The sequence below is a fragment of the Hydrocarboniphaga effusa AP103 genome (assembly GCF_000271305.1).
Taxonomy (GTDB): domain Bacteria; phylum Pseudomonadota; class Gammaproteobacteria; order Nevskiales; family Nevskiaceae; genus Hydrocarboniphaga; species Hydrocarboniphaga effusa.
Map to the genome: position 1 here is coordinate 646,778 of NZ_AKGD01000003.1, position 25,501 is coordinate 672,278.

22 protein-coding genes and 5 tRNA genes are annotated in these 25,501 nt (G+C 62.3%); 16 read left to right on the forward strand and 11 right to left on the reverse strand.

The features are described from left to right. Window positions 1–140 precede the first annotated feature (140 nt). Both WQQ_RS19165 and WQQ_RS19170 read right to left on the reverse strand, forming a co-directional pair. Entirely contained in the window at window positions 141–605 is a 465-nt protein-coding gene (locus WQQ_RS19165) for a DUF2147 domain-containing protein (protein ID WP_007186917.1), read from the reverse strand. 149 nt (window positions 606–754) lie between these two features. Next, complete coding sequence (locus tag WQQ_RS19170; protein WP_007186918.1) at window positions 755–1,198, reverse strand: DUF6918 family protein; 444 nt, start codon at window positions 1,196–1,198, stop codon at window positions 755–757. Between the two features lie 23 nt (window positions 1,199–1,221). On the opposite strand from WQQ_RS19170, the gene WQQ_RS19175 reads away from it, so the two are divergent. From WQQ_RS19175 to WQQ_RS19190, 4 genes are all read left to right on the forward strand, one after another. Then, window positions 1,222–2,640, forward strand: a complete 1,419-nt coding sequence (locus WQQ_RS19175) for an ABC1 kinase family protein (protein ID WP_007186919.1) — start codon at window positions 1,222–1,224, stop codon at window positions 2,638–2,640. 155 nt (window positions 2,641–2,795) lie between these two features. After that, the gene (locus WQQ_RS19180) at window positions 2,796–4,148 is read left to right on the forward strand and encodes a DUF1329 domain-containing protein (RefSeq protein ID WP_007186920.1); all 1,353 of its coding nucleotides are present in this window, start codon (window positions 2,796–2,798) and stop codon (window positions 4,146–4,148) included. A 66-nt stretch (window positions 4,149–4,214) separates the two neighbouring features. After that, window positions 4,215–4,709 carry a DUF2505 domain-containing protein gene (locus tag WQQ_RS19185; protein ID WP_007186921.1) on the forward strand — a complete coding sequence of 165 codons (495 nt, stop codon included), beginning with the start codon at window positions 4,215–4,217 and terminating at the stop codon, window positions 4,707–4,709. Next, window positions 4,706–5,977: a serine hydrolase domain-containing protein gene (locus WQQ_RS19190; protein ID WP_040454893.1), complete on the forward strand. Its 1,272-nt coding sequence runs from the start codon at window positions 4,706–4,708 to the stop codon at window positions 5,975–5,977. Before WQQ_RS19185 ends, WQQ_RS19190 begins: the two co-directional genes overlap by 4 nt. Here the strand turns inward: WQQ_RS19190 and WQQ_RS19195 are convergent. Continuing rightward, window positions 5,918–7,384 (reverse strand): WS/DGAT/MGAT family O-acyltransferase, encoded by a 1,467-nt coding sequence (locus tag WQQ_RS19195; protein WP_083844651.1) that lies wholly within the window; start codon window positions 7,382–7,384, stop codon window positions 5,918–5,920. The genes WQQ_RS19190 and WQQ_RS19195 overlap by 60 nt on opposite strands. A 112-nt stretch (window positions 7,385–7,496) precedes the next feature. Continuing rightward, a complete protein-coding gene (locus tag WQQ_RS19200; protein ID WP_040454895.1) occupies window positions 7,497–8,135 on the reverse strand; it encodes a hypothetical protein in 639 nt (212 codons plus the stop codon). 157 nt (window positions 8,136–8,292) lie between these two features. Between WQQ_RS19200 and WQQ_RS19205 the strand changes: the two genes are divergently transcribed. Next, window positions 8,293–8,568, forward strand: a complete 276-nt coding sequence (locus WQQ_RS19205; RefSeq protein WP_007186923.1) for a hypothetical protein — start codon at window positions 8,293–8,295, stop codon at window positions 8,566–8,568. Window positions 8,569–8,661: 93 nt separating this feature from the next. Here WQQ_RS19205 and WQQ_RS19210 read toward each other — a convergent pair. Both WQQ_RS19210 and WQQ_RS19215 read right to left on the reverse strand, forming a co-directional pair. Beyond that, a tRNA-Glu gene (locus WQQ_RS19210) sits at window positions 8,662–8,737 on the reverse strand. A 15-nt stretch (window positions 8,738–8,752) separates the two neighbouring features. Beyond that, window positions 8,753–8,828: transfer RNA gene (locus WQQ_RS19215), tRNA-Ala, on the reverse strand. A gap of 196 nt (window positions 8,829–9,024) precedes the next feature. Between WQQ_RS19215 and WQQ_RS19220 the strand changes: the two genes are divergently transcribed. Continuing rightward, entirely contained in the window at window positions 9,025–10,647 is a 1,623-nt protein-coding gene (locus WQQ_RS19220) for an isovaleryl-CoA dehydrogenase (RefSeq protein ID WP_007186924.1), read from the forward strand. 7 nt (window positions 10,648–10,654) lie between these two features. Here the strand turns inward: WQQ_RS19220 and WQQ_RS19225 are convergent, their stop codons facing one another. From WQQ_RS19225 to hemP, 3 genes are read right to left on the reverse strand one after another with little or no spacing between them, the layout of a single operon-like run. Then, entirely contained in the window at window positions 10,655–11,440 is a 786-nt protein-coding gene (locus WQQ_RS19225; protein ID WP_040454897.1) for a heme ABC transporter ATP-binding protein, read from the reverse strand. Next, window positions 11,441–12,493, reverse strand: coding sequence for a FecCD family ABC transporter permease (locus WQQ_RS19230; protein WP_007186926.1), 1,053 nt, complete (start codon window positions 12,491–12,493; stop codon window positions 11,441–11,443). Window positions 12,494–12,551: 58 nt separating this feature from the next. Continuing rightward, on the reverse strand, window positions 12,552–12,725 hold the full coding sequence (gene hemP / locus WQQ_RS23910) for a hemin uptake protein HemP (RefSeq protein ID WP_237715089.1): 174 nt from the start codon (window positions 12,723–12,725) through the stop codon (window positions 12,552–12,554). A 159-nt stretch (window positions 12,726–12,884) separates the two neighbouring features. On the opposite strand from hemP, the gene WQQ_RS19240 reads away from it, so the two are divergent. The 10 genes from WQQ_RS19240 (at window position 12,885) to WQQ_RS19285 (ending at window position 23,075) form a co-directional block, all read left to right on the forward strand. Beyond that, window positions 12,885–12,969, forward strand: a tRNA-Leu gene (locus tag WQQ_RS19240). 87 nt (window positions 12,970–13,056) lie between these two features. Next, entirely contained in the window at window positions 13,057–14,370 is a 1,314-nt protein-coding gene (tig, locus tag WQQ_RS19245) for a trigger factor (protein ID WP_007186927.1), read from the forward strand. Window positions 14,371–14,422: 52 nt separating this feature from the next. Next, a complete protein-coding gene (gene clpP, locus WQQ_RS19250) occupies window positions 14,423–15,043 on the forward strand; it encodes an ATP-dependent Clp endopeptidase proteolytic subunit ClpP (RefSeq protein WP_040454899.1) in 621 nt (206 codons plus the stop codon). A 96-nt stretch (window positions 15,044–15,139) separates the two neighbouring features. Beyond that, window positions 15,140–16,411: an ATP-dependent Clp protease ATP-binding subunit ClpX gene (clpX, locus tag WQQ_RS19255; protein WP_040454900.1), complete on the forward strand. Its 1,272-nt coding sequence runs from the start codon at window positions 15,140–15,142 to the stop codon at window positions 16,409–16,411. A 222-nt stretch (window positions 16,412–16,633) separates the two neighbouring features. After that, a complete protein-coding gene (lon, locus tag WQQ_RS19260; RefSeq protein ID WP_157534779.1) occupies window positions 16,634–18,964 on the forward strand; it encodes an endopeptidase La in 2,331 nt (776 codons plus the stop codon). A gap of 286 nt (window positions 18,965–19,250) precedes the next feature. Further along, complete coding sequence (locus WQQ_RS19265) at window positions 19,251–19,523, forward strand: HU family DNA-binding protein (protein WP_007186932.1); 273 nt, start codon at window positions 19,251–19,253, stop codon at window positions 19,521–19,523. A 55-nt stretch (window positions 19,524–19,578) separates the two neighbouring features. Beyond that, a tRNA-Val gene (locus WQQ_RS19270) sits at window positions 19,579–19,654 on the forward strand. A gap of 9 nt (window positions 19,655–19,663) precedes the next feature. Next, a tRNA-Asp gene (locus WQQ_RS19275) sits at window positions 19,664–19,740 on the forward strand. Between the two features lie 115 nt (window positions 19,741–19,855). Continuing rightward, on the forward strand, window positions 19,856–21,790 hold the full coding sequence (locus tag WQQ_RS19280) for a SurA N-terminal domain-containing protein (protein WP_007186933.1): 1,935 nt from the start codon (window positions 19,856–19,858) through the stop codon (window positions 21,788–21,790). 7 nt (window positions 21,791–21,797) lie between these two features. Then, window positions 21,798–23,075 (forward strand): dicarboxylate/amino acid:cation symporter, encoded by a 1,278-nt coding sequence (locus WQQ_RS19285; RefSeq protein WP_007186934.1) that lies wholly within the window; start codon window positions 21,798–21,800, stop codon window positions 23,073–23,075. A gap of 53 nt (window positions 23,076–23,128) precedes the next feature. Here the strand turns inward: WQQ_RS19285 and fabV are convergent, their stop codons facing one another. Further along, entirely contained in the window at window positions 23,129–24,322 is a 1,194-nt protein-coding gene (fabV, locus tag WQQ_RS19290; RefSeq protein WP_007186935.1) for an enoyl-ACP reductase FabV, read from the reverse strand. A 103-nt stretch (window positions 24,323–24,425) separates the two neighbouring features. Next, window positions 24,426–25,430: an AgmX/PglI C-terminal domain-containing protein gene (locus tag WQQ_RS19295; protein WP_007186936.1), complete on the reverse strand. Its 1,005-nt coding sequence runs from the start codon at window positions 25,428–25,430 to the stop codon at window positions 24,426–24,428. Window positions 25,431–25,501 lie beyond the last annotated feature (71 nt).

Below are 25,501 nucleotides of genomic sequence, written 5' to 3' on the forward strand. Positions count from 1 at the left end.
ATACGCCGCTGCGCTCGGCATTTCGCGTGCGGGCGGTGCTCGGAATCCTCAGGTACTTACAGCACGCTGCGGTGTCTTCGCTCCGTCCTCACACGACCTGCCGTCGCTCACAGCGCTTATTCGAAAGCCTGGTTGCAGGCTTACTGCGCGCGCACCCATTCCTGCGTGCGGCCCAGCATCGAGACGCCCATGTAGCCGCGGACCTTGAGCTTCTGGCCGCCGGCCTCGGGCTCGAGCTTGGCGCCGTAGACCTTGCCCTTTTGCGGGTCGAGGATCTTGCCGTCGCCCCAGCCGTCGCCCGTTTTCTTGACGCCCCAGAGAATGGTCATGCCCTGGATCGGCTTGTCCTTGCGATCGCCTTCGCATTTCTCGCAGGTCGGATTCGGCTTCGACGGGTTGATCAGTTCGACGACACTGCCCTGCAGTTCGCCGTTGACCTCTTTGATCTCGACAACGGACTTGGGCTTGCCGGTTTCGTCGTCGATGGTCTGCCAGCGTCCGACCGGCGATTCGCCTGCCGCAAATACCGAACCCGCACTGAGCGCGAGCGCTGCGATGGCCGCGGCTTTGAGCGAGCGACAAAACAGATGAGGCGAGGTCTTCATGGCGGTCTCCTCCGCAAGTTTTTCAATAGGTCAAGCCGGTCGGACCGTAGTCCCGACCGACTGAACGCTCCATGAGCTTCCCATCGCTGGGGGCCAAGGCCGTTCCGAAGCCGTCATGGCCTCCGCAGAGGGGGCATCGGTGCAGCCGATCAGTTCAAGTAGCCGGACAAGGTTTTCGAAAGCTCGGGAAACAGCGTCTCGATCTCTTCATGGAGAGTGCTGCGCAGCTTGCGATAGGTCGATTTCGCCGCCTCGTTCGAACTTTCTGCCGCGCGCCCGTCGATCTTCCTCCTCAGAGCCTCGATGGCCTCATCGGCGTTCTTGCGCAGGAACAGGCTGAAGTCTCGATCGGAGGTTTGGCCGAAGCGCGCGTAGAGCGGTTCCAATGCCTCGACGAGATCAGGCAACAAGCGGTTGATCGCGCGAGGGATCAGATCCGGCCTGGTTGCCTTCAAGACCGCGAGTCCGGCCTTGAGCGCAAGACCGCGCAGGCTCCGCAAACTATTCAGATGATGTTCGACTATCCTCACGCAGTCTGCGGTCAGCGCTTCTTTCCGGTGCGGGGCCAGCAGAATCTCGGCAAGCGTGGACATATTTGCTCAGGGGCCTTGGTTGGATGGTCAAGAATAATGATGATGCCTCGTTGTTGCAGGGCAGCAAAAGGGGCCTGGATCGGCTCAAGACACGGCCGTTCGAACGCAATCTGGCATTGACCAAGCTCGGTTTCGGTGCCGGCAGCAAGATCGTCGCTCATGGCATCCGCAATATGTTCCGCGGCGAGATCGAGCGTGATGAAGCCAATCGCGGTTTTTACGAACGTCAGGCGCGCGTACTCGCCGACGAACTAGGGCAGCTCAAGGGCAGCGTGATGAAGGCTGGCCAGATGCTGTCTCTTTGGGGCCAGTATTTTCTGCCTGAGGAAGCGGTCGACGTGCTGGCGAGCCTGCAGGACGACACCGCGCCGGTGGCCTGGAAGTACATCGCCCCGGCCCTCGAGAAGGAACTCGGTCGCGCCAGGTTGCGTGAACTCGAAATCGACGAACAGCCGCTCGCCGCCGCTTCGCTAGGGCAGGCGCATCGGGCACGCCGGAAGTCCGACGGCTTGGACGTTGTGGTCAAGGTGCAATACCCGGGCGTGGCCGATGCCATCGACAGCGATATCCGTACGCTGTCTCGACTGGTATTGATGTCCAAGCTCACGCCCAAGGGGCTGGACGTCAATCCGATCTTCGCGGAACTGCGCGAGATGCTGTATCAGGAGGTCGACTACAAGGCCGAGCGTCGCTATACGGAAGCCTTCTGTGCCAAGCTTGCGGACGACGATCGCTTCGTGGTGCCGAAGGTGATCGCCGAGTATTCGAGCGGTCGCATCTTGACCACCAGTTATGAGCGTGGCGTCAGTGCCCGCCACGCCTCGGTCGCGGCGTTATCGCAGCCGCGGCGCAACAGGCTCGGCAGCGCGTTCATGGAACTGTTCCTGCGCGAATTCTTCGACTGGGGCATGGTGCAGACCGATCCGCACTTCGGCAACTATCGCATTCGCATCGACGAAGGCGGTGAAGACGACCGCATCGTGCTGCTCGATTTCGGTGCCACCAAGCGCTTCGAACGCAAGTTCATCGATTCCTACACCTGCATCGTGCGCGGCGCGCTCGAACACAAGCCCGAGCTGATCGAGAAGGGCGCGCTGCGCATCGGGCTCATGCAGCCGAACTTTCCTCGTGCGGTGCACGAGGCTTTCGCCATGATGTGCGAGACCATCGTCGAGCCCTTCACCGATCCGTCGGAGGGGCGCGTTCCCCCTCAATTGTTGAATGAGACAGGGGGTTATCGCTGGGGGGCCAGTGATCTGCCGATGCGGGTGACGCAGACTGGCGCTCGCAATGCTCTGTCCGTCTATTTCCGCGTGCCGCCGCGGGAGATCGTGTTTCTGCATCGACGCCTGGCCGGCGTATTTGTCATGCTGGCCCAGCTGCGAGCCGAAATCTCCACACGAGCCACGCTGCTGAGGGCGATCGAAGGGCTGGGTACGTGATGGCTTTCACGCAAAAAGCAGTACGCATGGAAGCGCTTGCGTCTGGTTGTTTTTTATGGTTTGCAGTCGGTTGGAAATTCGCTAGCATCGGCTCGTTTTTATTTCAAAAAATGACTCAGCACTCACGTGCTCGAGTCCTGTCGAGGAGATGATCCATGAAACAGCGCATCGCGCTAACGCTCGGCGTCGCCTGTATGGCGTACGCCGCACTCGCATCAGCCAAAGTCGGTCCCGACGAGGCTGGCAAGCTCGGCAAGGACTTGACGCCGGTCGGCGCCGAAAAGGCCGGCAACGCCGATGGTTCGATTCCCGCCTGGGAGCCGGCTCCCAAGCACGGCAATCTGAGCGGCGAATTCCCGCACGATGAGAAGATCGACGCCGAAAAGCCCAAGTTCACGATCAACAAGGGCAACCTCGCGCAGTACGAAGCCAAGCTCACCGAAGGTCACAAGTTCCTGCTGAAGACCTACGACAGCTACAAGATGAACGTCTACCCGACGCATCGTCAGGTCGACTATCCGGCCGAGGTCAAGGAAGCCACGGTCAAGAACGCCGGCACCTGCGAAATGATCGGCACCGACACGCTCGACAATTGCAAGCTGGGCTTTCCGTTCCCGATCCCGAAGACCGGCGCCGAGCCGATCTGGAATCACAAGCTCAAGTTCCGCGGTGATTACGCCAAGCGCTACAACAACCAGATGATCGTGCAGCGCGACGGACAGTTCGTGCTGACCAAGATCATCGAAGATGCCGCGTTCTACTACGGCTCGCCAAGCAAGCAGGTTCCGCTGACCAAGGATTCCGGCGAGTTCCTGCGCTATCTGTCGCGCACGATCGCGCCGCCGCGTCTGGCCGGCACCTTCATTCTCGTGCACGAAAAGGCCGGCACCGGTGAAGCGGGTCGTGCGGCCTGGCTCTACACGCCAGCGCTCAAACGCATTCGCCGCGCGCCCACTGTCTGCTGCGACAATCCGTACGAGGGCACCGACGGCCACCAGTTCTACGACCAGGTGGACATGTTCAACGGCTCGCTCGAGCGCTACAACTGGAAGCTCGTCGGCAAGAAGGAAATCTACATCCCGTACGACAGCAACAAGATCGCGGGCAACACCATCAAGTACAAGGATCTCGTTCGTCCGAAGCACTTGAACCAGGATCTGCCGCGCTACGAGCTGCACCGTGTCTGGGTGGTCGAAGCCAACATCAAGCAGGGCACCAGCCACACCTTCGGCAAGCGCGTGATGTATCTCGACGAAGACAGCTGGAACATCGTCGCCGAGGACGACTACGACAACCGCGGCCAGCTCATGCAGTTCCACGAAGGTCATCTGGTGGTTGCGTACAACATCCAGGCCGCTTCGACGGTTCCGGAAGTGATCTATCACTTCAACTCGGGCCGCTACTTCATCACCGCCGCGTTCAACGAAGACAAGCCGTACGACCTCTCGGTCAAGTACAACGACGACTACTTCAACGCGAGTTCCGTGCAGAAGATGACGACCAAGTAAGTCGGCATCACCGTCTCAAACTCAGCCGCCGGGTTTCGCTCCCGGCGGCTTTTTCATGCCAGAGCAATGAACTTCAGTATCGAATTGCAGTACCCCGCCGCAGCCGAAACGGTGATGAAGATGATCGTCGACAGGCACTACTTCGAGCGCAAGTATCAGGCGCTGGAAGTCGCTGATTTCGAGATTACGGATGACCGGCTTTCTGCCGATGCTTTCAGCATCGATTTTCGCTTTCGTGCAGCCGGGGCGACGAATATTCCGGAGTTCGCGAGAAAATTCGTCGGCGATGCGATTCGCGTGAAGCAGACCGAGCGCTGGCGGATCGCGCAGCGCAGGGGTGCGATCGAAATCGATATCGCCGGCGCGCCCGTGAGCGTTCAAGCAGATATGCACCTGCTGGCGAAAGGCGCAGACCAGTCGACGCTCAAGCTCGACTGGACGATCCGCTGCGGTGTTCCGCTGCTCGGCGGCAAGGTCGAGAAGCTCGTCGCCGAAGACGTGCGTCGACGCGCCGAAGCCGACGGCGCGGTCTCTGCCAGGCTCGTGGGCGACTACGCATGATCGAGCGGCTGCTCAAGCCGAATCGCATCAAAGTCGCGCGCGACCTGTCGAGCGTGACGACGCGCGATCCGGCATTCGAAGTCGATCCGGCCTCGGTGCAGATGAGCGAGGCGCAGGTCGGTCTGATCTGGCGACGCATCGAGCAGCTGTATCAAGGCGGTTTGCAGCCTGCGATTTCATTCGTGCTTCGCCGACAGGGGCGCATTGTCATGCGCCGGAGCATCGGCCATGCGGCACTCGGCACGCGTGGACCGCGAGCCGCTGCACTGTGTACCCCGGAGACACCGATCTGTCTGTTCTCCGCATCCAAGGCTGTGACCGCGATGCTGGTGCACAAGCTTGCCGAGCAGAGGCATATCGGCCTCGACGATCGTATCGAGCGCTACATCCCGGAATATGGCGTCGAGGGCAAGGGGAGCACGACGGTGCGGCATCTGCTCGCGCATCGGGCCGGCATTCCGCGCGTGAAGCCGGGCACCGATCCGTCGATCCTGTTCGACTGGAAGGCAGTCGTGAAAATGCTCTGCGCCGCCAAGCCGATCAACACGGAAGGCGAGGTGCAGTCCTATCACGCGATCACCGGCGGCTTCATTCTCGGCGAGCTCGTGCAGCGCGTTTCGGGGCTGTCTTTGCAGGACTTCCTGGCCGAGTACATCAGCAAGCCGCTGGGGCTCGACGTCTTCCATTACGGCCTGCCTGAGTCGAAGCGCTGCGATGTGGCGATCAACTACCTCACGGGTCCACGACCGTGGTTTCCGCTGACGACCTACGTGCAGCAGATTCTCGGTGCCTCGTTCGAGCGCGTGGTGGACGTTTCGAATTCGCCCGAGTTTCTATCGGCGGTGATTCCGGCCGGCAATCTGTATGCGACAGCCGATGGCATCGGCGCTTTCTTCGAGATGATGCTGAGCGGCGGGCATTGGAACGGCAAGCAGATCTTCAAACCCGAGACGATCGCCGAAGCCGTGCGCCCGGCCGGGCCGATTCACGTCGATCGCACCTTGTTCGTGCCGGTGCGTTTCAGCGCTGGCATGGTGCTCGGCGAATGGCCTTTCGGTTTGTACGGGCGTGATTGCCGCAGCGCTTATGGCCACCTCGGCTTTCTGACGACGATCTGCTGGGCCGATCCGGCACGCGATATCTCGGTGGCTTTTCTGAACACCGGAAAATCGATTTCGACGGATCAGCTGCGTCCCCTGGCTCGTGTGCTAGGCACCATCAGTCGGGTTTGCAAGCCGCTCGCGCACTCGCGGCGCGTCGTTGATTGACACCACGCGACGTTCGGCCGTCTCGATGTCGGCGATGCCGAGCGCCCGCTCGAGTTCATCGAGCGCTTCTCCGGCGTAGATCGCCAGCTTCTGCACGCGCGGCAGCGCATCGCGGCAGGCCGTGAAGCTCAGCGTGAAGCTCTCCGCGTAACCGAGTGCGGTGATGTTCAAGGCCTGGCCGCGGAACAACACCGACAGCGGGAAGATCCCTTCGAGCTCGGCGCCGTCGAAATACAGCTTGTTGCGCGCGGCCGGCACGTTCGAGATCAGCACGTTGAACAATGGCGGCAGGCTTCCCGAGAGTCCGCTGACCTTCGCGAGCGTGAGCGGCGCCATCAGCAGCAGGCTGTACTGCGCGAGCGCGGTCGGCGACAGCTGCTGTATGTGGCGCTTGCCCGCCTGCGTCGAGACATTGATTGCGTGGAGGCGTTCGACAGGGTCGGCGATCTGGGTTTCGAGATCGGTCAGCAGGCCGCACAGCGAGTTGCCGCCCACCTGATTGCGGCGCGGACGCAAGGCGATTGGCACGAGCGAGACCAGCGACGAGCGCGGCAGCGCATCGAGCTCGGACAGATAGCGGCGCAAGGCTCCGCCGCAGACCGCGAGCAGCACATCGTTGGTCGTTGTGTGGGTTTGCTCGGCGATGCGCTTGAGCCGGCTCAGTTTGAGCGCCTGCGTCGCAAAGCGCCGCTGTCCACCGATACGTCCGTTGAGCAGGCTGGAAGGCGCCTTGAGCAGGGCAGGCAGGCTGCCGTTGGGATACTCCAGGCGCGCACGCACGAGACTGCGATATACCTCGGGAACTGCACGCAATTGCGCGCGCAGCCCGGTCAGACGTTGCTGGGCGGCAGCGAACGGTCCCGGAGCCGGTGGACGCACGCTGGTTGGCAGCGGCATCGCCCACGGCGGCGGTTGGTTGAGCGCATCTGGCTTTTCGGAGAGCCAGCTCTTGATGAGCTTGAGTCCGCCGAGGCCGTCGACCGCAGCGTGGTGGCCCTTGAGGTAGATTGCGAAACGATTGTGTTCGAGCCCTTCGATGATGTGGCATTCCCAGGGCGGCCGGCTCAGGTCCAGCGGGTGCGAATGCAGCCGCGAGATCAGCACGCCGAGTTCGCGCTGGCCGCCCGGCTTGGGTAAGGCCGAATGGCGCAGGTGATAGTCGAGATCGACGTGCTGATCGGTTTCCCAGTACGGCGCAATCGCCGCGAGCGGTCCCTGCGCCAGCACGTGGTTGAACGGCGATCGGCTGACCGGATAACTGCGCAGCCGGGCGACGAGCTGGCTCAGATACTGACGCCCGATCTTCGGTGGCAGGCGAAACGTCAGTAACGCGCCGACATGCATCGGCGTGTCGGGCGATTCCATCTTCAGAAAGCAGGTGTCGATCAGGCTCAGCCTCTTCATCATGATCCTTGCGTCGTGTGGCCGCAGTCACGTCGGCTGCGTACGGTTGAGCATCAGGTCGTAGGGAAGCCTAACGGCTGAGGGCGGCTTGCGATAGTCGGGCCTATCGCTCGATTCAGCTGCCTGCTGCGGGCATCAGGCGCTTGAGCATTTCGTGCGCGGGCCAATACAGCAGCAGCGGCCAGCCGACCAGCGTGAACAGAAGCCAGACCCAGGCCGGCATCCAGGTCTGAGCGGCATCGTCCGAGAGTCCATGGACGTAATTGATGTTCACGGGCTCGATGCCGCGCGTGGGCGAGGGCGGTGGCATGAAGAAGTAGCAGATCAGCAGCAGCGCGCTCGCAATGGTCGTCCAAAGCAGCAGAGCGCGGACGTCGTAGCCCGTGCGGCTCAGCAGGTACAGTAAAAACAGCGGTAACCAGCCATGGAACAGCGAAAGGCCGCGCAGGCCGAGCGAGCGCTTGGAGTCGAACATGTAGTCGGTCATGCCCGAGAGCCGACCCCCCACAGCCCCGACCGCAAAGTCGAGCAGCCAGAAAGTTTGCGGTAGCAGGATGCCGACGGTCGCGATCGACAGCAGCAGCGCGCTTTCGGTCCAGATGCCGACCAGGGTCAGCAGCAGCGCCACGTCGCAGAAATAGAGAAAATTGCGAGGTCCGTACTGGCGCAGATAGATCGGCACGAGCACGGCCATGAAGGTCGTGTAGGCCAGCTTCCAGGGCAGCGGGATGAGTGCGGGGGTCGCGGTTTCCATGAGGCTCCGGCAGCGTGCCGAACGCAGTTCGACGAAACGGCGTTTATATCAGCCTTACCTCGATCCGGTTTTGTGAAGCGATCGATCGCTGGCACGGCCCGTGCAATTGCGGCAGCGGACGGAGACGTTCGCACATTCATGCAACAGGAGTTGGATTTTGGAAGACAACAACACGCAAGACCCCGACGTGATTCGCGAGGGAAGCCTGCTGTTTCCGGTCGTGGGATTCGGGCTCGCACCGGTGCAGAACGGCATCGGCGTGCTCAAGCTGCGTTACTTCGAATCACCGGGCCAAGCGGTGCCGAGCGAGACGCCTGCGTACTCATTGAACATCAGCACGCTGCGCCGCATGGGCGAACAGTTCCTGGTAATGGCCGGCTATCTCGAAGCCGCACAGGAAAAGCTCGCTGAAAAGGCGCAGAAGGCGGAGTGACGAAAAGCCTTCGGGCAACAAAAAAGCGAAGCCAGGTGGACCGGTTTCGCTTTGCTTGTCCGGCTGAACCGGAAACATCAAGCCATTCGAAGATGGCGTCCCCACGGGGATTCGAACCCCGGTTACCTCCGTGAAAGGGAGGTGTCCTAGGCCTCTAGACGATGGGGACTTAGGAACGAAAATTTGGTGGAGCTAGTCGGGATCGAACCGACGACCTCCTGCATGCCATGCAGGCGCTCTCCCAGCTGAGCTATAGCCCCGTTTCAACGTGTTGCCCGTTGCAGCGGGCGCGCAGTATAGGCGGAACAAAATTGGCAAACAAGCATTTTTTTCAAATCGATGATGGTGCGGTGCAAGTGGATAAAGCCTGCCCGAAGCGAGGCTTACATCGGCTGGTTTGTCTCGTCGAAAGGGGCCTCGTGCTTTAATCACCAGACCCACTTTCAGGAGGCCGTCATGCACGACGCCCATCGCTTCATCACGCACACCGTCACCAACCAGCCTCCGCCTCTGCAGGACTACAACGCCTTCGAGCTCGACACCGCGCTGAAGTCCGCGGTGCTGCGCGAGGCGGGCGACTGGGGCGCGACGGACTTGCAGATTTACGGCGGGATCGCGGGCGGTGAGCTGCTCGAGCTCGGTTTCGCAGCCAACGAAAACAAGCCCAGACTCCGGACTTTCGATCGCTACGGCCACCGCATCGACGAAGTCGAATTTCATCCGTCCTATCACCGGACGATGTCGCTCGCGATGCAACATGGTGTGCATAGCTACGCTTGGCGCAATCGGCGTCCCGGAGCGCAGGTGGTGCGATCGGCGCTGGCCTATCTGCACTATCAGGCCGAGGCGGGCACCAGCTGTCCGCTGACGATGACCTATGCGGCCGTGCCCGCCTTGCAGCACACGCCGGTGCTCGCCGCGCAATGGCTGCCGCGCATCACTTCGCCACAGTACGACGCGCGCGTGCTGCCGGCCGATCGGAAGGGCGGCTGCACCATCGGCATGGGCATGACCGAAAAGCAGGGCGGTTCCGACGTGCGCGCCAACACGACGCGTGCGGTCTCGCGTGGCGATCACTACGAGATCGTCGGCCACAAATGGTTCTTCTCGGCGCCGATGTGCGACGCCTGGCTCGTGCTAGCGCAGGCCGAGGGGGGGCTGAGCTGCTTTCTGATGCCCAAGCTGCTCGCAGACGGCACGCGCAACGCGATCCGCATTCAGCGGCTCAAGGACAAGCTCGGTGATTGGAGCAATGCGTCGAGCGAAGTGGAATTCCACGGCGCCCAGGCTTGGCTCGTCGGGGCCGAGGGCCGCGGTGTGGCGACGATTCTCGAGATGGTCGCGCTGACCCGGCTCGACTGCATGACCGGCTCGGCCGGGCTCATGCGCCAGGCGCTCGTGCAGGCCATTCACCACGCGCGGCATCGCACGGCGTTCGGGCGACTGCTCGTCGATCAGCCGCTGATGCAGAACGTGCTGGCCGACATGGCGCTCGAGGTCGAGGCCGCGGCCTCGCTCGCGATGCGCACCGCCCGCGCGGTCGACGAGCAGGACACCGCGCTCGCGCGCATCCTCACCGCGGTCGGCAAATACTGGAACTGCAAGCGCGCTCCGGCGCTCGTCAACGAGGCGCAGGAATGTCTCGGCGGTGCGGGCTACGTGGAGGAATCGATCCTCCCTCGGCTTTATCGGCAGGCGCCACTCAATTCGATCTGGGAAGGTAGCGGCAACGTGCAGTGTCTCGACGTGCTGCGCGCGTTTTCGCGCGAGCCGGTTTCGCGCGAGGCGGTGTTCGCGGAACTCGGTTCGGCCCGTGGAGCGAACCGCGCGTACGACCGCGAGTTGTCCGCGCTCGCGGCGCTGCTCGGCGACGCCCAGCTGGTCGAATCTCAGTCGCGAGCGCTCGTCGAGCGCATGGCGCTGATGTTCCAGGCGGCCATTTTGATTCGGGCTGGCGACGCGACGGTGTCGGATGCCTTCGTCGCGAGTCGGATCGATGGCGGTCGCGGCCAGGCGTTCGGAACGCTGGCGGCCGATCTGCCGCTACGTGGGCTGATCGATCGCGCCTGGTGCGGCTAGGAGCAACTCACCACGACCGACTCACCACAATGTAAGGACGCGCGCCTTTGCGTGTCTGCGCGACTTCGACACGAATGCCGTACAGCTCGCTGAGTCGTTCGGCGGTCAGCACATCGGCAGGCGGGCCGCTCGCGATCAGCTCCCCCGAGCGCAGCAGACTCACCCGATCGGCGAAGGCCATGGCCTGATTCGGGTCGTGCAGCACGGCGAGCACTCCGCCGCCGCGGTCGGCGAAGGCGCGCGCCTGCGACAGACAGTCGTACTGATGCGCGAGGTCGAGGCTGGCGGTGGGTTCGTCCAGCAACAAATAGGCTGGCGGGCCGGGCCGATCGTTCCAGATTTGCGCGAGCACGCGGGCGAACTGCACCCGCGCTCGCTCGCCGCCCGACAGTGTCGGATAGCGCCGCTCGGCGAGGTGGCTCACGCCAGCGGCGCGCAAGGTTTGGTCGATGATGCGGTTTTCTTCGTCCAGCCCGGTCGATGCGCTCGCGAGCCGGCCAAGCTGCACGACCTCGCGCGTGGTGAAACCGAAGCGCAGGTTTTCCTGCTGAGGCAACACCGCCCGGCGTGCCGCCAACTTGGCGATGGGCCAGTCCGACAGCGGGCGATCGTCGAGGCTGACGCAGCCAGTGCTGGGGCGCAGGTCGCCACAAAGCAGTTGCAGCAGAGTCGACTTGCCCGCTCCATTGGCGCCGAGCACCGCATGGACTTCGCCCGGACGCAACTCCATTGACAGCCGGGCGAGCCGGCGCTGTCGGTGTTGCCCCAGACTGATGTCGATTGCCCGGAGCATTTACCAGGACTCGACGCGGTTACGGTGCCGCATCAGCAGAATCAGGAAGAACGGAGCGCCGAGCACGGCCGTCAGGATGCCGACCGGCAGTTCCTGCGGGGCGAAGCTCGTGCGGGCGATGACGTCCGCAGTCGCGAGCAGCGCCGCCCCGCAGAGTGCGCTGGCCGGCAGCACCGTCCGATGGTCCGGCCCCGCCCACAGGCGGATCCAATGCGGGGCGAGCAGTCCGACGAAGCCGATCAACCCGCTCAGGGCGACGCAGCAGGCGACGGCGAGCACGACGCCGGCAAGCACCCGACGCTTGAGGCGTTCGACGTCGATGCCCAGGTGGCGCGCTTCGGCTTCGCCGAGCTGCAGCGCATTGAGTGCATGTGCCTGGCGCGGGAGCCAGAGCAGCAGGGCGATCAGAATCGGGGCGATCAGTGCTATCTCGCGCCAGCCGGACTTGGCCAGCGAGCCGAACATCCAGAAGCTGATGTTGCGCAGGGCGCTCGGATCGGCGATCGACACGATAAAACCGATTCCCGCCGCGAACAGCGCGTTCGCCGCCAAGCCGGCCAGCAGCAGGGTGGTGACGCGCGTGTGGCCGTCGGATCGGGCCAGGCCGGAGGCGAGCGCGGCGCTCAGCAGTCCGCCAGCGAAAGCGGCGAGCGGAATCGACACGATCCGCATGGATTCGGGCGCCTGCCGCCCGAGCAGGATCGCAAGCGCGGCTCCGAAAGCGGCCCCGCTGGCGACGCCGATCAGGCCGGGATCGGCCAGCGGATTGCGAAACAGACCCTGCATCGCCGCGCCCGATTGCGCCAGGCTCGCACCGACCAGCAGGGCGAGGACGACGCGCGGAAGCCGCAATTGCAGGACGGTGCCGATCTCGAACGCCCCGGGCGGCGGGTCGAGACCCGCCCCGATCGCGGGGATCAGACTGCCAATGACCCGGGACAAGGCGATGGAACTGCTGCCCAGGCAGAGCCCCAGCATGGCTGCCGCGACGACGGCGACTGCCAGCAGGAACATCAGCGCCAGGCGCGATCGGAGGCGGGAAGGTGCGGACATGGCCGCCTATTGTGTCATCCCGAGCGCTGCACTCGGGCCGATGCGAGGAACTACTTTCCTATTTGTTCAGGATGAGTTTGTCGTTTCGAGTCAGGCGCAGGCGGTACTCCTGACCCTGATGTTCGATGATCAACTCGTGCGTGCCACGGAACAGATCCTGGCTCTTGAGGCGGGGCTGCACGGAGGTGCGGATGACCGGGCTGCGACGCGGCATGCTGAGGGTGGCTTCCATCGGTGACTCCTGCGTAGTGGGTGCGTTTAATGATAATCATTATCAATAACGCGTCAATGGGATTCGGCAATCGGGTGACGAACGGTTGCATGCCGACGCGGGTCCGCCGAACGGGCAGTCTGCGTACGCACTGATATACTTCCGGGCTCGGTCGCGTAGGCGAGAGTGGCGGAATTGGTAGACGCCCGGGATTTAGGTTCCCGTGCCGCAAGGCGTGCGAGTTCGAGTCTCGCCTTTCGCACCATCACCTTCGGGTGAGACCGACCGATCAAGAGTGCCGCTTGGCGGCGCTCCCATACAAACCACTACACACCAATAAGAGTCATCTTCAATGGAAGTCCAACTCGAAACCCCGGGCGGCCTGCTCCGCCAGCTGAAGGTCCGCATTCCCGCCGAGAACGTCACCAAGGCGGTCGAACAGCGCCTCAGGCAGCTCTCCAGCCGTGCCAAGGTGCCGGGTTTCCGTCCGGGCAAGGCTCCGCAGAAGGTGATCGAACAGCAGTATGGCGCCTCTGCCCGTCTCGACGCGGTCAGCGATCTCGTGCAGAAGAGCTACCCGGAAGCCCTCGGCAAGGCCGGCGTGAACCCGGCCGGCATGCCGAAGATCGACATCACCGCCGAAGCGCCGGGCCAGCCGCTCGAATACACCGCCAGTTTCGAGGTGTATCCGGAAATTGCGCTGCAGGGCCTGGACTCGTTCAAGATCGAAAAGCCGTCCGTGCTGATCCAGGATTCGGACATCGATAAACTCATCGAGAACCTGCGCAAGGGCCGTCGTAGCTTCGAAGCCGTGTCGCGCGCCGTGGCTTCGGGTGACTCGGTGAGCATCGATTTCGAAGGCAAGCTCGATGGCGTGCCGTTCGACGGCGGCAAGGGCGAAAAAGTGGAATTCGAAGTCGGTGCCGGCCAGTTTCTGCCGGACCTCGAGAACGGCATCGTCGGCCACTCGGCCGGCGAAACCTTCGACGTCTCGGTGAGCTTCCCCGAGGACTATCGCGCCGAGAATCTCAAGGGCAAGACGGCGGTGTTCACGGTGACCGTGCACGAGGTCAAGGAAGCCAAGCTGCCAGCCCTCGACGACGCCGATTTCCTGACCGCTCACAATGTCGATTCCGCTGCGACCCTGCGCGACAAGGCCAGATCGGCGCTCGAAGGCGAGCGTGACAAGGCGATTCGCAACCGCCTGAAGTCGCAGGCGCTCGAGCAACTGCTTGCGCAGAACCCGATCGAAGTGCCGACCGCACTGATCGAGCAGGAAATTCCGCGCCTGCGCGAAGATGCCGCCAGCCGCATGAACCTGCGCAACGTGCCGCCCGAAAAGCGTGACGAACTGCTGCCGAACTCGCTCTTCGAGCAGACCGCGCGCCGTCGCGTGGCCCTGGGCCTGCTGATCGGCGAAGTGATCAAGGCGCAGAACATCCAGCTCGACGCCGCCCGCGTCGACAAGGCGCTCGACGAACTCGCCGCCGATTACGAGCAGCCCGAAGAGGTCAAGCAGTATTACCGTAGCAATGGCCAGATGATGCAGAGCCTGCGCGCGGTTTCGCTCGAAGACCAGGTGGTCGAGGCACTACTCGCCAGCACTACGCCGATCGAGCAACCGATGAGCCTGGAACAGCTCTTGAATCCCCAGGCGCAGGCCTGATTTCCATCAAGACCCGTTCCCAATAAACGCTCCTACATTCAGTCGAGGATCAATGACCGACATTCGCGCCCGTGCTACCGGACTCGTCCCGATGGTGGTCGAACAGACCGCCCGTGGCGAGCGCGCCTACGACATCTACTCCCGGCTGCTCAAGGAGCGGATCATTTTCATCGTCGGCCCGATCGACGATTACATGGCGAACATCGTGGTCGCGCAGATGCTGTTCCTGGAATCGGAGAATCCCGACAAGGACATTCATCTGTATATCAATTCTCCGGGTGGCATCATTACCGCAGGTCTGTCGATCTACGACACCATGAAGTTCATCAAGCCGGATGTGGCGACGATGTGCATCGGCCAGGCGGCCAGTATGGGCGCCTTCCTGCTCTCCGCCGGAACCAAGGGTAAGCGTTATTCTCTGCCGCACTCGCGGATCATGATTCACCAGCCATCGGGCGGCGCTCAAGGAACGGCTGCAGATGTCGAAATACAGGCCAAGGAAATCCTGTACTTGCGTGAGCGCCTGAACAAGCTGATGGCTGACCATACCGGACAGCCTATAGAGCGTATCGCCAAGGATGTAGAGCGCGATTACTTCATGAGTGCCGAGGCGGCCAGGGACTACGGAATGATCGACCGCATTCTGGAAACCCGGTTACCCTCAGCTACATAGGCGTTTTTTGATCATTTTGCGCTCGCGCAAGTGCGTGTTATATGTAGGTCGACCCGGTCCTGGGCCCGTTGCCCAGGCTGGAATGAGGAAAGATAGATGAGTGGAGATTTGCGCGGAGGCTCCCACAACGGTCGGGTTCTGTACTGCTCTTTCTGTGGCAAGAGCGAGCACGAAGTCCGGAAGTTGATTGCGGGTCCGTCCGTCTACATCTGCGACGAGTGCGTCGACCTTTGCAATGACATCATTCGCGAAGAAGTCCACGCCAAGCCGCAAACCAAGGGTTTGCCGAAGCCGCAGGAGATCCGTGCGGTTCTCGATGAGTACGTGATCGGCCAGGAACAGGCCAAGAAAGTGCTGTCCGTCGCGGTCTACAACCATTACAAGCGGCTGTCGACCAAGGGTTCGCAGGACGGCGTCGAGCTCGCCAAATCGAACATTCTGCTGATCGGGCCGACCGGTTCGGGCAAGACGCTGCTGGCCGAAACGCTGGCCCGCCTGCTCGACGTGCCGTTCGCGATCGCCGACGCCACCACGCTGACCGAGGCTGGTTACGTGGGCGAGGACGTCGAAAACATCATCCAGCGTCTGCTGCAGAAGTGCGATTACGACATCGAAAAGGCACAGCGCGGCATCGTCTATATTGATGAAATCGACAAGATCGCCCGCAAGAGCGAGAACCCGTCGATCACGCGCGACGTCTCGGGTGAGGGTGTGCAGCAGGCCCTGCTCAAGCTGATCGAAGGCACCATCGCGCAGGTTCCGCCGCAGGGCGGTCGCAAGCATCCACAGCAGGAGTTCCTGCAGGTCAACACGGCCGGCATCCTGTTCATTTGCGGGGGTGCGTTTGCGGGTCTGGAGCGCGTGATCCAGCAGCGTACCGAGCGCACCGGCATCGGCTTCTCGGCCGACGTCAAATCGCAGAAGGACACGGCTCAGCTCAACAAGATGTTCTCGTCGATGGAGCCGGATGACCTCATCCGCTTCGGCCTGATTCCGGAATTCGTCGGCCGCCTGCCGGTCGCCGCCATTCTCGAAGAACTCGACGAGGCCGCGCTGATGTCGATTCTCAAGGAGCCAAAGAACGCGCTGGTCAAGCAGTACGCCAAGCTGTTCCAGATGGAGGGCTGCCAGCTCGAACTTCGTGAAGACGCGCTGCGTGCTGTCGCCCGCAAGGCCAAGGAGCGTCGTACCGGCGCCCGTGGTCTGCGCACCATTCTCGAAAACATCCTGCTCGACGTCATGTACGACTTGCCGTCGATGCAGAACGTCTCCAAGGTGGTCGTTGACGAAGCGGTGGTGAAGGGTGAAGCCAAGCCGTTCATCGTCTACGAGAACGCCGAGAAGCGCGAAGTCAAGAACAGCGCCTGAGCCTGCCCTGCCGTTGCTCGAATTGAACGCCCCGCTCGATGCGGGGCGTTTTCGTTGGTGCCGATGAATCGGTGGGTGCATCGGAATAACTTGAAACCACCGTACCGACCCTCATCTGCAATAATCAGGCATCAACGCCGCCAACGAGAGTGCTAAGTGGAAGCGACCCAAGACCGTCAAGCGCCTGTTCTTCCTCTGCGTGATGTGGTGGTCTATCCCCACATGGCGATACCGCTGTTCGTCGGCCGAGAGAAATCCATTCGCGCGCTCTCCGCCGCCATGCAGAACGACAAACGCATTCTGCTTGTCGCCCAGCGCACCGCGGATACGGATGATCCGAGCGCCAACGACATCTATCGCGTCGGTACGCTCGCGAGCATTCTGCAGATGCTCAAGCTGCCCGACGGCACCGTGAAGGTCCTCGTCGAGGGTGTGCAACGCGCGCAGATCCTGAATCTCGACATGGACGGCAACTACGCGGTTGCCGATTGCAAGCCGCTGCCGGTCGACGAGGTGCCCGCTGCGGGCCGCGAAGTCGATGCACTCGTACGTTCGACGCTGGCGCAGTTCGAGCAGTACATCAAGCTCAACAAGAAAGTGCCGGCCGAATTGCTGCCATCGCTCGCGAGCATGGATGCACCGGGCCGCCTGGCAGACACCATCGCTGCGCATCTGAATCTCAAGCTCGAAGACAAGCAGCAGGTTCTCGAGATCGACGATCCGCATGCGCGACTCGAACATGTGTTCTCGCAACTCGAAAGCGAAATCGACGTGCTGCAGATCGAAAAGAAGATCCGCGGCCGGGTGAAATCGCAGATGGAGAAGAATCAGCGCGAGTACTACCTCAACGAGCAGATGAAGGCGATTCAGAAAGAGCTCGGTGAAGGCGAGGACGCGCCAAACGAGCAAGAGGAATACGCGCGCAAGATCGAAAAGAGCGGCATGCCCAAGGAAGCCAAGGCCAAGGCCAAGGCGGAATTGAACAAGCTCAAGATGATGCCGCCGATGTCGGCCGAAGCCACCGTCGTCCGCAACTATCTCGATCACCTGACCACGGTACCGTGGAAGAAGGCGACCAAGACGCGCATCGATCTGAAGGTCGCACAGGACAAGCTCGACGAAGACCACCACGGGCTCGAGAAAGTCAAAGAGCGCATCCTCGAATATCTCGCCGTGCAGAGCCGCGTGAAAAAGCTGCGCGGCCCGATCCTGTGCCTGGTCGGTCCGCCTGGCGTCGGCAAGACCAGCCTCGGGCGCTCGATTGCCGAAGCCGTGAATCGCAAGTTCGTGCGCATGTCGCTCGGCGGCGTGCGTGACGAGGCCGAGATCCGCGGCCACCGACGTACCTACATCGGCGCGATGCCCGGCAAGATCGTGCAGAACCTGACGAAAGTGGGGGTGAAGAACCCGCTGTTCCTACTCGATGAAATCGACAAGATGAGCATGGATTTTCGCGGCGATCCGTCGGCCGCGCTGCTCGAAGTGCTCGATCCGGAGCAGAATTCCACGTTCAACGATCATTATCTCGACGTCGACCTCGATCTGTCGGACGTGATGTTCGTGGCCACCGCGAATACGCTGAACATTCCGGGTCCGTTGCTCGATCGCATGGAAGTCATTCGCCTGTCGGGTTACACCGAAGACGAAAAGCTCAATATCGCCAAGCAGTATCTGATTCCGAAGCAGCTCAAGAACAATGGGCTCAAGGCCGAAGGCGAACTCGAAATCAGCGATGCGGCGATTCGCGCTTTGATTCGTCATTACACGCGCGAAGCCGGCGTGCGCAATCTCGAGCGTGAGATCAGCAAGGTCGCGCGCAAAGTCGTGAAGGAAGTGCTGCTCAAACCGACCGACAAGGCGCTCAAGGTCACCGACAAGAACCTCGACAAGTATCTTGGTGTACAGAAATTCCGCTATGGCCGCGCTGAAGAGAAGAACCAGATCGGCCAGGTCACCGGCCTTGCCTGGACCGAGGTTGGCGGCGAACTGTTGTCGATCGAAGCTGCGCTTTCGCCGGGCAAGGGCAAGCTCACGCAGACGGGTTCGCTCGGCAACGTCATGCAGGAGTCCATCCAGGCGGCGTTGACTGTCGTGCGTTCACGCGCCCGCGGGCTTGGCATCGACCCCAGCTTCCATCAATCGAACGACATTCATGTGCATGTGCCCGAAGGTGCGACGCCCAAGGATGGCCCGAGCGCTGGCGTCGCGATGTGCACGGCAATGGTTTCGGCGCTGACCGGCATTCCGGTTCGAGCCGATGTCGCGATGACGGGCGAAATCACCTTGCGTGGCGAAGTACTGCCGATCGGTGGTCTCAAAGAAAAGCTGCTCGCGGCTCAGCGCGGCGGTATTCGCACCGTGGTGATCCCGCACGAGAACGTGAAGGATCTCGCGGACATTCCTCCGAACATCAAGAAAGAGCTCAAGATAGAACCGGTCCGTTGGATCGAAGACGTACTCAAGATTGCGCTCGAAAGCATGCCGGAGCCCAAGTCGGCCGAGACGCCGTCGCCTGTTCCTGCTTCGCAGAACGATCTCGTCAGGCCGCACTGACGGTATCGGGGCTTTAGGCCAGCGAAAGTTCAGTGCGTAAAAGACCGCGTTCCGGGCAGGTGTTTTCCTAGCCCGCAACGCGGTTTTCTTTATTGACGCTCAACTCAGGCGCTTGCTATAAAAACGACCGTCCTTCCTCGCGCACAACTCACATTACATCGCTGCTAGGGCATCCAGGCTGGCTTGATGTCGGGCGATATTGCGCGTGGCGTGGTTCTTACATCGCCAGAGTCGACACCACCGTTCGTGTTGGCCAGCAGCGGCATCATTTCCCAGGGATTTTCAGATGAACAAGGCAGAACTTATTCAGGCCGTCGCCGACAAGGCCGATTTGTCGAAAGCAGACGCAACGCGTGCGCTTGATGCTATGATTCTCGTCATCGGCAAAGCGCTCAAGAAGAAGGATAAAGTGGCGCTTGTCGGGTTTGGTACCTTTCAGGTTCGTGAGCGAGCGGCTCGCGTTGGTCGGAATCCCAAGACCGGTGCAGCGCTCAAGATCAAAGCCAGCAAAACGCCTTCATTTAAAGCTGGCAAAGCTCTGAAAGATGCTATAAAGTAGCGGACTCGGTGGGGCGATTCGGTTAGCGCGAAAATCTTCTCCGGCATCACCTGACGGGTGCTTAGCTCAGCTGGTAGAGCGTCGCCCTTACAAGGCGAATGTCGGCGGTTCGAGCCCGTCAGCACCCACCAAAAAATAGTGGAGCGGTAGTTCAGTTGGTTAGAATATCGGCCTGTCACGCCGAGGGTCGCGGGTTCGAGTCCCGTCCGCTCCGCCACTTGTTGCAACAGATGGGGCACCTCAAGAGGGTGCCTTATTTGTTTGTGCCGCAGAAAAATTGGCGGCAATACTTCTTATAACTCCGCCAGCAAACTCATCATCGGAAGACCTCCATGCTGCAGTCCATTCGCGATCGCCTGTCCGGTCCCATCGTCTGGTTTGTGATCGGTCTGATCTGTATTCCGTTCGCGTTCTGGGGAGTTGAATCGTTTCGGGGGGGCGGGTCCGATCCGGCGGTGGCGAAAGTCGGCGACAAGGAGATCACCCAAGCCGAATTCCGTCAGGGCTACGAGCAACGCTATCAGCAGCTCGTTTCGCTGATGGGCGAGAACTTCCGTCCCGAGATGATCGACCAGGCACGCTTCCGCCAGAACGTCATCAACGACATGGTGCAGGAATCGCTCATGCGCCAGTACACGCAGGCCGAAGGCTATCGTGCGACCGATGCAGCGGTGTTCGATTACCTGAGCAGCGTGCCGGCGTTCCAGGAGAACGGAAAATTCTCAGCCCAGCTTTATCGCGATCTGCTCGCTCGACGCGGCATGAATCCGCAGACCTTCGAATCGCAGCTCAGAAGCTCGCTGGTGATCGATCAGCTGCGTGAAACCATCGTCGATTCTGCTTTCGTGAGCAGCCAAGAAGCCGCGCTGGCCTATCGCCTCGAGGCGCAGCAGCGTGACGTCAGCGTGGCCTTGTTCTCGGTCGAAAAGCTCAAGGCTGCCGCGCAAGTGACCGATGCGCAGGTTTCGGAGCATTACCAAGCGAACAAGTCGCGTTACACGGCACCCGAGCGTCTCAAACTGTCGTATGTCGACCTCGATGTTTCGCAGTTGCCGAAGGCCGAGAACCCTGGCGCCGACGTGCTCAAGACGCTCTACGACGCCGAGAAGGACAGCCGCTTCGCGAGCCCTGAGGAGCGTAAGGCGCGTCACATTCTCGTGAACTTCGGGGCCGACAAATCCGAAGCCAAGAAGAAGATCGAGAAGTTCGCCGAACAGATCAAGGGGGGCGCCGATTTCGCCACGCTCGCGAAGGAGAACTCCGACGATACTGGTTCCAAGGCGGCGGGTGGCGACCTGGGCTGGGTGCGCCGCGGCGTGATGGTCGGCAAGTTCGAAGAAGCCTTGTTCGGACTCAAGCAGGGACAGGTCAGCGACCCCGTCGAAACCGAATTCGGCTGGCATCTGATCCAGCTCGAAGAGCTCAAGGCACCGGCGATTCGTCCGTTCGAGGACGCCGAAGTGCAGGCCGAACTGCTCGATGTCTATCAGCAGCGCGATCTGCAGAAGCGCTTCCAGGAAAAGTCCGAGAAGCTCGGCGAACTCGCGTTCGAGAACCCCACTTCGCTCGATGCGGTCGCCAAGGCGCTCGATCTCAAAGTGCAGACGACCGATTGGTTCACGCGCGAAGGCGGTGCCGGCATTCTCGCGGACGATGGCGTCAAGCAGGCCGCTTTCTCGACGGAAGTCCTGACCGACAACGAGAACAGCAAGCCCTTGCCGCTTGGTCAGGAGCGCGTCGTGGTGATTCGCAAGGCCGAATACGAGGCACCGCGCGAGCGCAAGCTCGAGGAAGTGGCCGAGACGATCAAGGATGAAATCAAACTCGAAACCGCCAAGACACAAGTCGCGTCGAAAGCGGACGAGCTGATCAAGGCGCTGCAGACCGGCCTGACGCTGCAGGCCGCGGCCGATGCTGCCGGTGCCAGCGTCGCGTACACCGGCACGGTCAAGCGCACCGATGCGCAGCCCGATCGCGCCACGCTCGATGCCGCTTTCCGTCTGCCGCGTCCGGCCGACGGCAAGACCAGCACGGGCAAGGCGGTGCTCGCCAATGGCGACGTGAGCGTGGTCGTTCTCAGCAAGGTCACGGAGCCATCGGCCGCCGATGCCTCTGCCGCCAGCAGCGAGCGTTCGCGCCTGCGCGAGCAGGTCGCCGGCGCCGAGTTCGGCTCCATGCGCAAGGCGCTCGAGAAGGAGATCAAGGTCGAGATCAAGCAGACCGAGGTCGACGAGGCTGCGACGGAAGGCGAGGGCGTCGCGCCGTAAGGGCGCCATGCGACTGCCCGCCCTCCACTGGCAGATCGTCATCGCCCTGGCCCTCGCGGCCGGGGCCGGTTTCTGGTTCGGCGATGTCGCGGGCTTCATCACGTTCTGCGACTTCGTCGGCAAGTTTTTTCTCAACGGACTGAAGCTGCTCGTGGTTCCGCTGGTGCTTTCGGCGATGATCGCCGGCATCGGTGCGATCACCCAAACCAAGGCGCTGGGCCGCTACGGCCTCGTCACGCTGGGCTTCTACGTCGGCACCGGATTCATCGCGATCCTGACCGGCCTGCTGATGGTCAACCTGCTGCAGCCCGGCATCATCGGCGGCAAACCCGCGGGGCCATTGCTCGGGCTCGACTCCGATGTCGGCGACGTGATGTCGACGGTCCAAGGCAAGGGCGCCGGCGATCTGCTCGACGTGCTGCTGCGGCTCGTTCCGGAGAACCTGTTCGCCGCCGCCGCGGCCGGCGACATGCTCGGGCTCGTGCTGTTCGGCTTTCTGTTCGGCTATTTCGTTTCGCGATTGCCATCGGGGCTGCACAAGACGCAGCGCGAATTCTGGCAAGGTCTCTACGAGATCATGATCAGCATCGCCAACGTGATCATGCGATTGGCTCCGCTCGGCGTGTTCGGTCTGGTTGCGCCGATCATCGCCAAAACCGGTTGGAGTGCGTTCAAACCCCTGGCCTGGTTCTGCGTCGCGGTACTCGGTGCGCTGACGATTCACGTCACCGTGACCTTGCCGCTGGTGCTGCGCTTCGTGGCGCGCGTTTCGCCGATCAAGCACTTCCGTACGATGGGGCCGGCGATGCTGACCGCGTTCTCGACGAGTTCTTCGGCCGCAAGCCTGCCGGTGACCATCGATCGACTCGAAAAACACGGCGGTGTGCCTCAACGCATCACCGGCTTCGTGCTGCCGATCGGGGCGAACGTCAACACCGACGGCACCGCGCTCTACGAGTGCGCGGCCGCGATGTTCATCGCCCAGGCCTACGGTTTGCCGCTCGATCTGCCGACGCAGTTCATCATCGTACTGGCGGCCTTGCTGACCTCGGTCGGCGTGGCCGGCATTCCGTCGGCGAGCCTGGTCGCGATCGCGCTGATTCTGGGCTCGATCGGCCTGCCTTTAGAAGGCGTCGGCCTGGTGCTTGCGGTCGATCGCATCCTCGACATGTGCCGAACCGCCGTGAACGTATTCGGTGATTCTTGCGCGACCGTGGTCGTGGCCCGGCTCAACGGCGAAGGTGGCGTGCATGGGGAGCCGGCCTTGGGTTCTTCAGTGAAATAAAAGCCATGAAAAAGCCCGCGGTCGACGCGGGCTTTTTCATGGCTCAGGTCGAACTACTCGATCACATTGGCGATCGGCGTCACCGGATCGACGTCGGCCTCGTAGTCGACGCCCGCGATGTCGAAACCGAACAGGCGCAGGAATTCCTGACGATACGAGGCGAAGTCCGTCAGCGTGTTGATGTTGTCGTTCTCGACGAGGTTCCAGGTCTTCTCGATCTCGTCCTGCACGGCCGGTTCGAGTTCCTTGTAATCGGTGCGGATGCGGCCTTCTTCATCGAGACGCGGCGTGGCGCCGTAGAGATTGTCCTTGTAGAGCTCGACGAGTTGCTCGATACAGCCCTCGTGCGTGCCGTTGGCCTTCATGATCTTGAACAGCATCGCCAGATACAGTGGCATCACCGGAATCGCCGAGCTGGCCTGCGTCACCACGGCCTTGAGCACGGCGACACGCGCGTCGCCGCCGCTGGCGCCGAGCTTGGCGCGAATGTCGAGCACCTTCTTGTCGAGATCCTTCTTGGCGGCGCCGATGGTGCCGTTCCAGTAGATCGCGCGTGTGACCTTCTCGCCCAGATAAGTGAACGCCGTGGTCTTGGCGCCAGGGGCGAGCACGCCCGCGGCGTCGAGCGCGTCGATCCACATCTGCCAGTCTTCGCCGCCCATGACCGCGACGGTGTTGTCGATCTCGGCCTGCGTGGCCGGCTCGAGCGTGATCTCCTTGATGATCACCTTGTCGGTGTCGAGTCCGCGCTGCGTGAGCGACTGGCCGATCGGCTTGAGCGTGGAGCTGAACACTTCGCCGGTCTTGGGATGCTTGCGGCGTGGAGAGGCCAGGCTGTAGACGACCAGGTCGACCTGCCCGAGATCCTGCCTGATGACCTCGATGGTCTTCTGCTTGATCTCGTCGGAGAACGCGTCGCCGTTGATGCTCTTGGCGTAGAGGCCCTTGCCTTCGGCGAACTTGTGGAATGCCGCCGAATTGTACCAGCCGGCGGTGCCGGTCTTGCCTTCCTCACCCGGCTTTTCGAAGAACACGCCGAGCGTCGCCGCGCCGTAGCCGAAGGCCGCGGTGATGCGGGCGGCGAGGCCGTAGCCGGTCGAGGCACCGATCACGAGCACTTTCTTGGGGCCGGCGCCGAACGCGCCCTGGGCCTGCACGTACTCGATCTGCTGCTTCACATTGGCTTCGCAGCCGGCCGGGTGAGCGGTCACGCACATGAAGCCACGGATACGGGGTTTGATGATCATCGGAACGGAATGTCAGTTGGGGATCGGCCCCCCATGATACGGGGGCCGATGCGCAGGCCCAATACGCCGGGCGATGAGACCGAATCGAGCCGCTTCCCGGTTGCTAGGCCGGGAAGAAGGTCAGCGGATAGTTCGGATAAGTGAAGGCGGGGACATTCTTGGCCCCGAAGTTCAGCAGCATGACGCGCTGCACGATCTTGTTCTCGAGCTCGGGATCGCCGAGTTCGGACGAGACGATGTTGCAGGCCGTGACCGCGCCGCTCGGGGCGATCGTCAGGCTCAGGATCACCTTGCCGCGCAGGTTCGGATTGTCGCGCACGGCGCGCGTGTAGAGCGCGTAGAACGCCGACTTGTTGCGATCGAAGGTCAGCTGGATCTCTTCGAGCGTGCGTGCCGCGAGCGCCTTGTCGCCGCTCTGGCCGGCCTTGCTGCGTTCCGGGCCCGCGCCGATCGGGCTTTCGACCGTCGTCGTGCGGCGCTGGCCGAGGCCGGCGCCCGACTGCGAGCGGCGGGTTTCGCCCGTGCCGGCGCCCGAAATGCCGCCCGAACTCGCGGCAGCCGAGCCGGCGATCGCGCCTCCGCCGGCCGCACCGCCCGAAGCGCCGGTGCCGGCCTTGGCCGTCACCACGTCCGAAGACAGCGGGCGCGCCGAATCGAGTCCCTGCAGCGAATTGTCGCGCAGGGCCTTGAGCTGATCGGCCATCGCCATCACGCCGGTCTGGGCGGCCTTTTCACGGGCGCTTTCGACCTGCTGTTCGCGCGTCGGCTCGGGCTTGGGTTCGGCCTTGGGCTTGGCCGGCTCGGGCTTCTTGGCTTCCTGCGGCTTGGGCTCCTCGGCCGGCTCGGGCGAGTTGTCCTCGCTTGGCTTGGGCTCTTCGACCTGATCGGCGACCTCGGCCTCGGGCAGCAGGCTCACGTAGCGGCGTTCGAGCGTATCGCCGCCGCCACGCTGCAGGCCGGCGAGTTTGAGGAACGGCACGACGATCGCGAGCACCAGGAACAGCCCCACGGCGATGGCGGCCACCTTGCGGAACCGGCGATCGGTCTCGTCGACGATGCCCCAGGAGTCGAGTCCGAGGGGTTGGTTATGGAAGGAGGCGGAAGTCATAGGGCGTGATTACGTGGTGCTGACGCGGCTCAGAGACTCGAACCTTTCTTCTCGACGACAGCGAGCGAGAT

Coding starts and splice junctions, on each gene's coding strand:
- WQQ_RS19175 (WP_007186919.1), top strand. CDS start 1,222: ATGGTCAAGAATAATGATGATGCCTCGTTGTTGCAGGGCAGCAAAAGG.
- WQQ_RS19220 (WP_007186924.1), top strand. CDS start 9,025: ATGCACGACGCCCATCGCTTCATCACGCACACCGTCACCAACCAGCCT.
- WQQ_RS19170 (WP_007186918.1), bottom strand. CDS start 1,198: ATGTCCACGCTTGCCGAGATTCTGCTGGCCCCGCACCGGAAAGAAGCG.
- WQQ_RS19185 (WP_007186921.1), top strand. CDS start 4,215: ATGAACTTCAGTATCGAATTGCAGTACCCCGCCGCAGCCGAAACGGTG.
- lon (WP_157534779.1), top strand. CDS start 16,634: ATGGCGATACCGCTGTTCGTCGGCCGAGAGAAATCCATTCGCGCGCTC.
- WQQ_RS19265 (WP_007186932.1), top strand. CDS start 19,251: ATGAACAAGGCAGAACTTATTCAGGCCGTCGCCGACAAGGCCGATTTG.
- fabV (WP_007186935.1), bottom strand. CDS start 24,322: ATGATCATCAAACCCCGTATCCGTGGCTTCATGTGCGTGACCGCTCAC.
- WQQ_RS19195 (WP_083844651.1), bottom strand. CDS start 7,384: ATGATGAAGAGGCTGAGCCTGATCGACACCTGCTTTCTGAAGATGGAA.
- WQQ_RS19280 (WP_007186933.1), top strand. CDS start 19,856: ATGCTGCAGTCCATTCGCGATCGCCTGTCCGGTCCCATCGTCTGGTTT.
- clpX (WP_040454900.1), top strand. CDS start 15,140: ATGAGTGGAGATTTGCGCGGAGGCTCCCACAACGGTCGGGTTCTGTAC.
- WQQ_RS19295 (WP_007186936.1), bottom strand. CDS start 25,430: ATGACTTCCGCCTCCTTCCATAACCAACCCCTCGGACTCGACTCCTGG.
- WQQ_RS19200 (WP_040454895.1), bottom strand. CDS start 8,135: ATGGAAACCGCGACCCCCGCACTCATCCCGCTGCCCTGGAAGCTGGCC.
- WQQ_RS19180 (WP_007186920.1), top strand. CDS start 2,796: ATGAAACAGCGCATCGCGCTAACGCTCGGCGTCGCCTGTATGGCGTAC.
- WQQ_RS19190 (WP_040454893.1), top strand. CDS start 4,706: ATGATCGAGCGGCTGCTCAAGCCGAATCGCATCAAAGTCGCGCGCGAC.
- WQQ_RS19165 (WP_007186917.1), bottom strand. CDS start 605: ATGAAGACCTCGCCTCATCTGTTTTGTCGCTCGCTCAAAGCCGCGGCC.
- clpP (WP_040454899.1), top strand. CDS start 14,423: ATGACCGACATTCGCGCCCGTGCTACCGGACTCGTCCCGATGGTGGTC.
- hemP (WP_237715089.1), bottom strand. CDS start 12,725: ATGGAAGCCACCCTCAGCATGCCGCGTCGCAGCCCGGTCATCCGCACC.
- WQQ_RS19285 (WP_007186934.1), top strand. CDS start 21,798: ATGCGACTGCCCGCCCTCCACTGGCAGATCGTCATCGCCCTGGCCCTC.
- WQQ_RS19225 (WP_040454897.1), bottom strand. CDS start 11,440: ATGCTCCGGGCAATCGACATCAGTCTGGGGCAACACCGACAGCGCCGG.
- tig (WP_007186927.1), top strand. CDS start 13,057: ATGGAAGTCCAACTCGAAACCCCGGGCGGCCTGCTCCGCCAGCTGAAG.
- WQQ_RS19230 (WP_007186926.1), bottom strand. CDS start 12,493: ATGTCCGCACCTTCCCGCCTCCGATCGCGCCTGGCGCTGATGTTCCTG.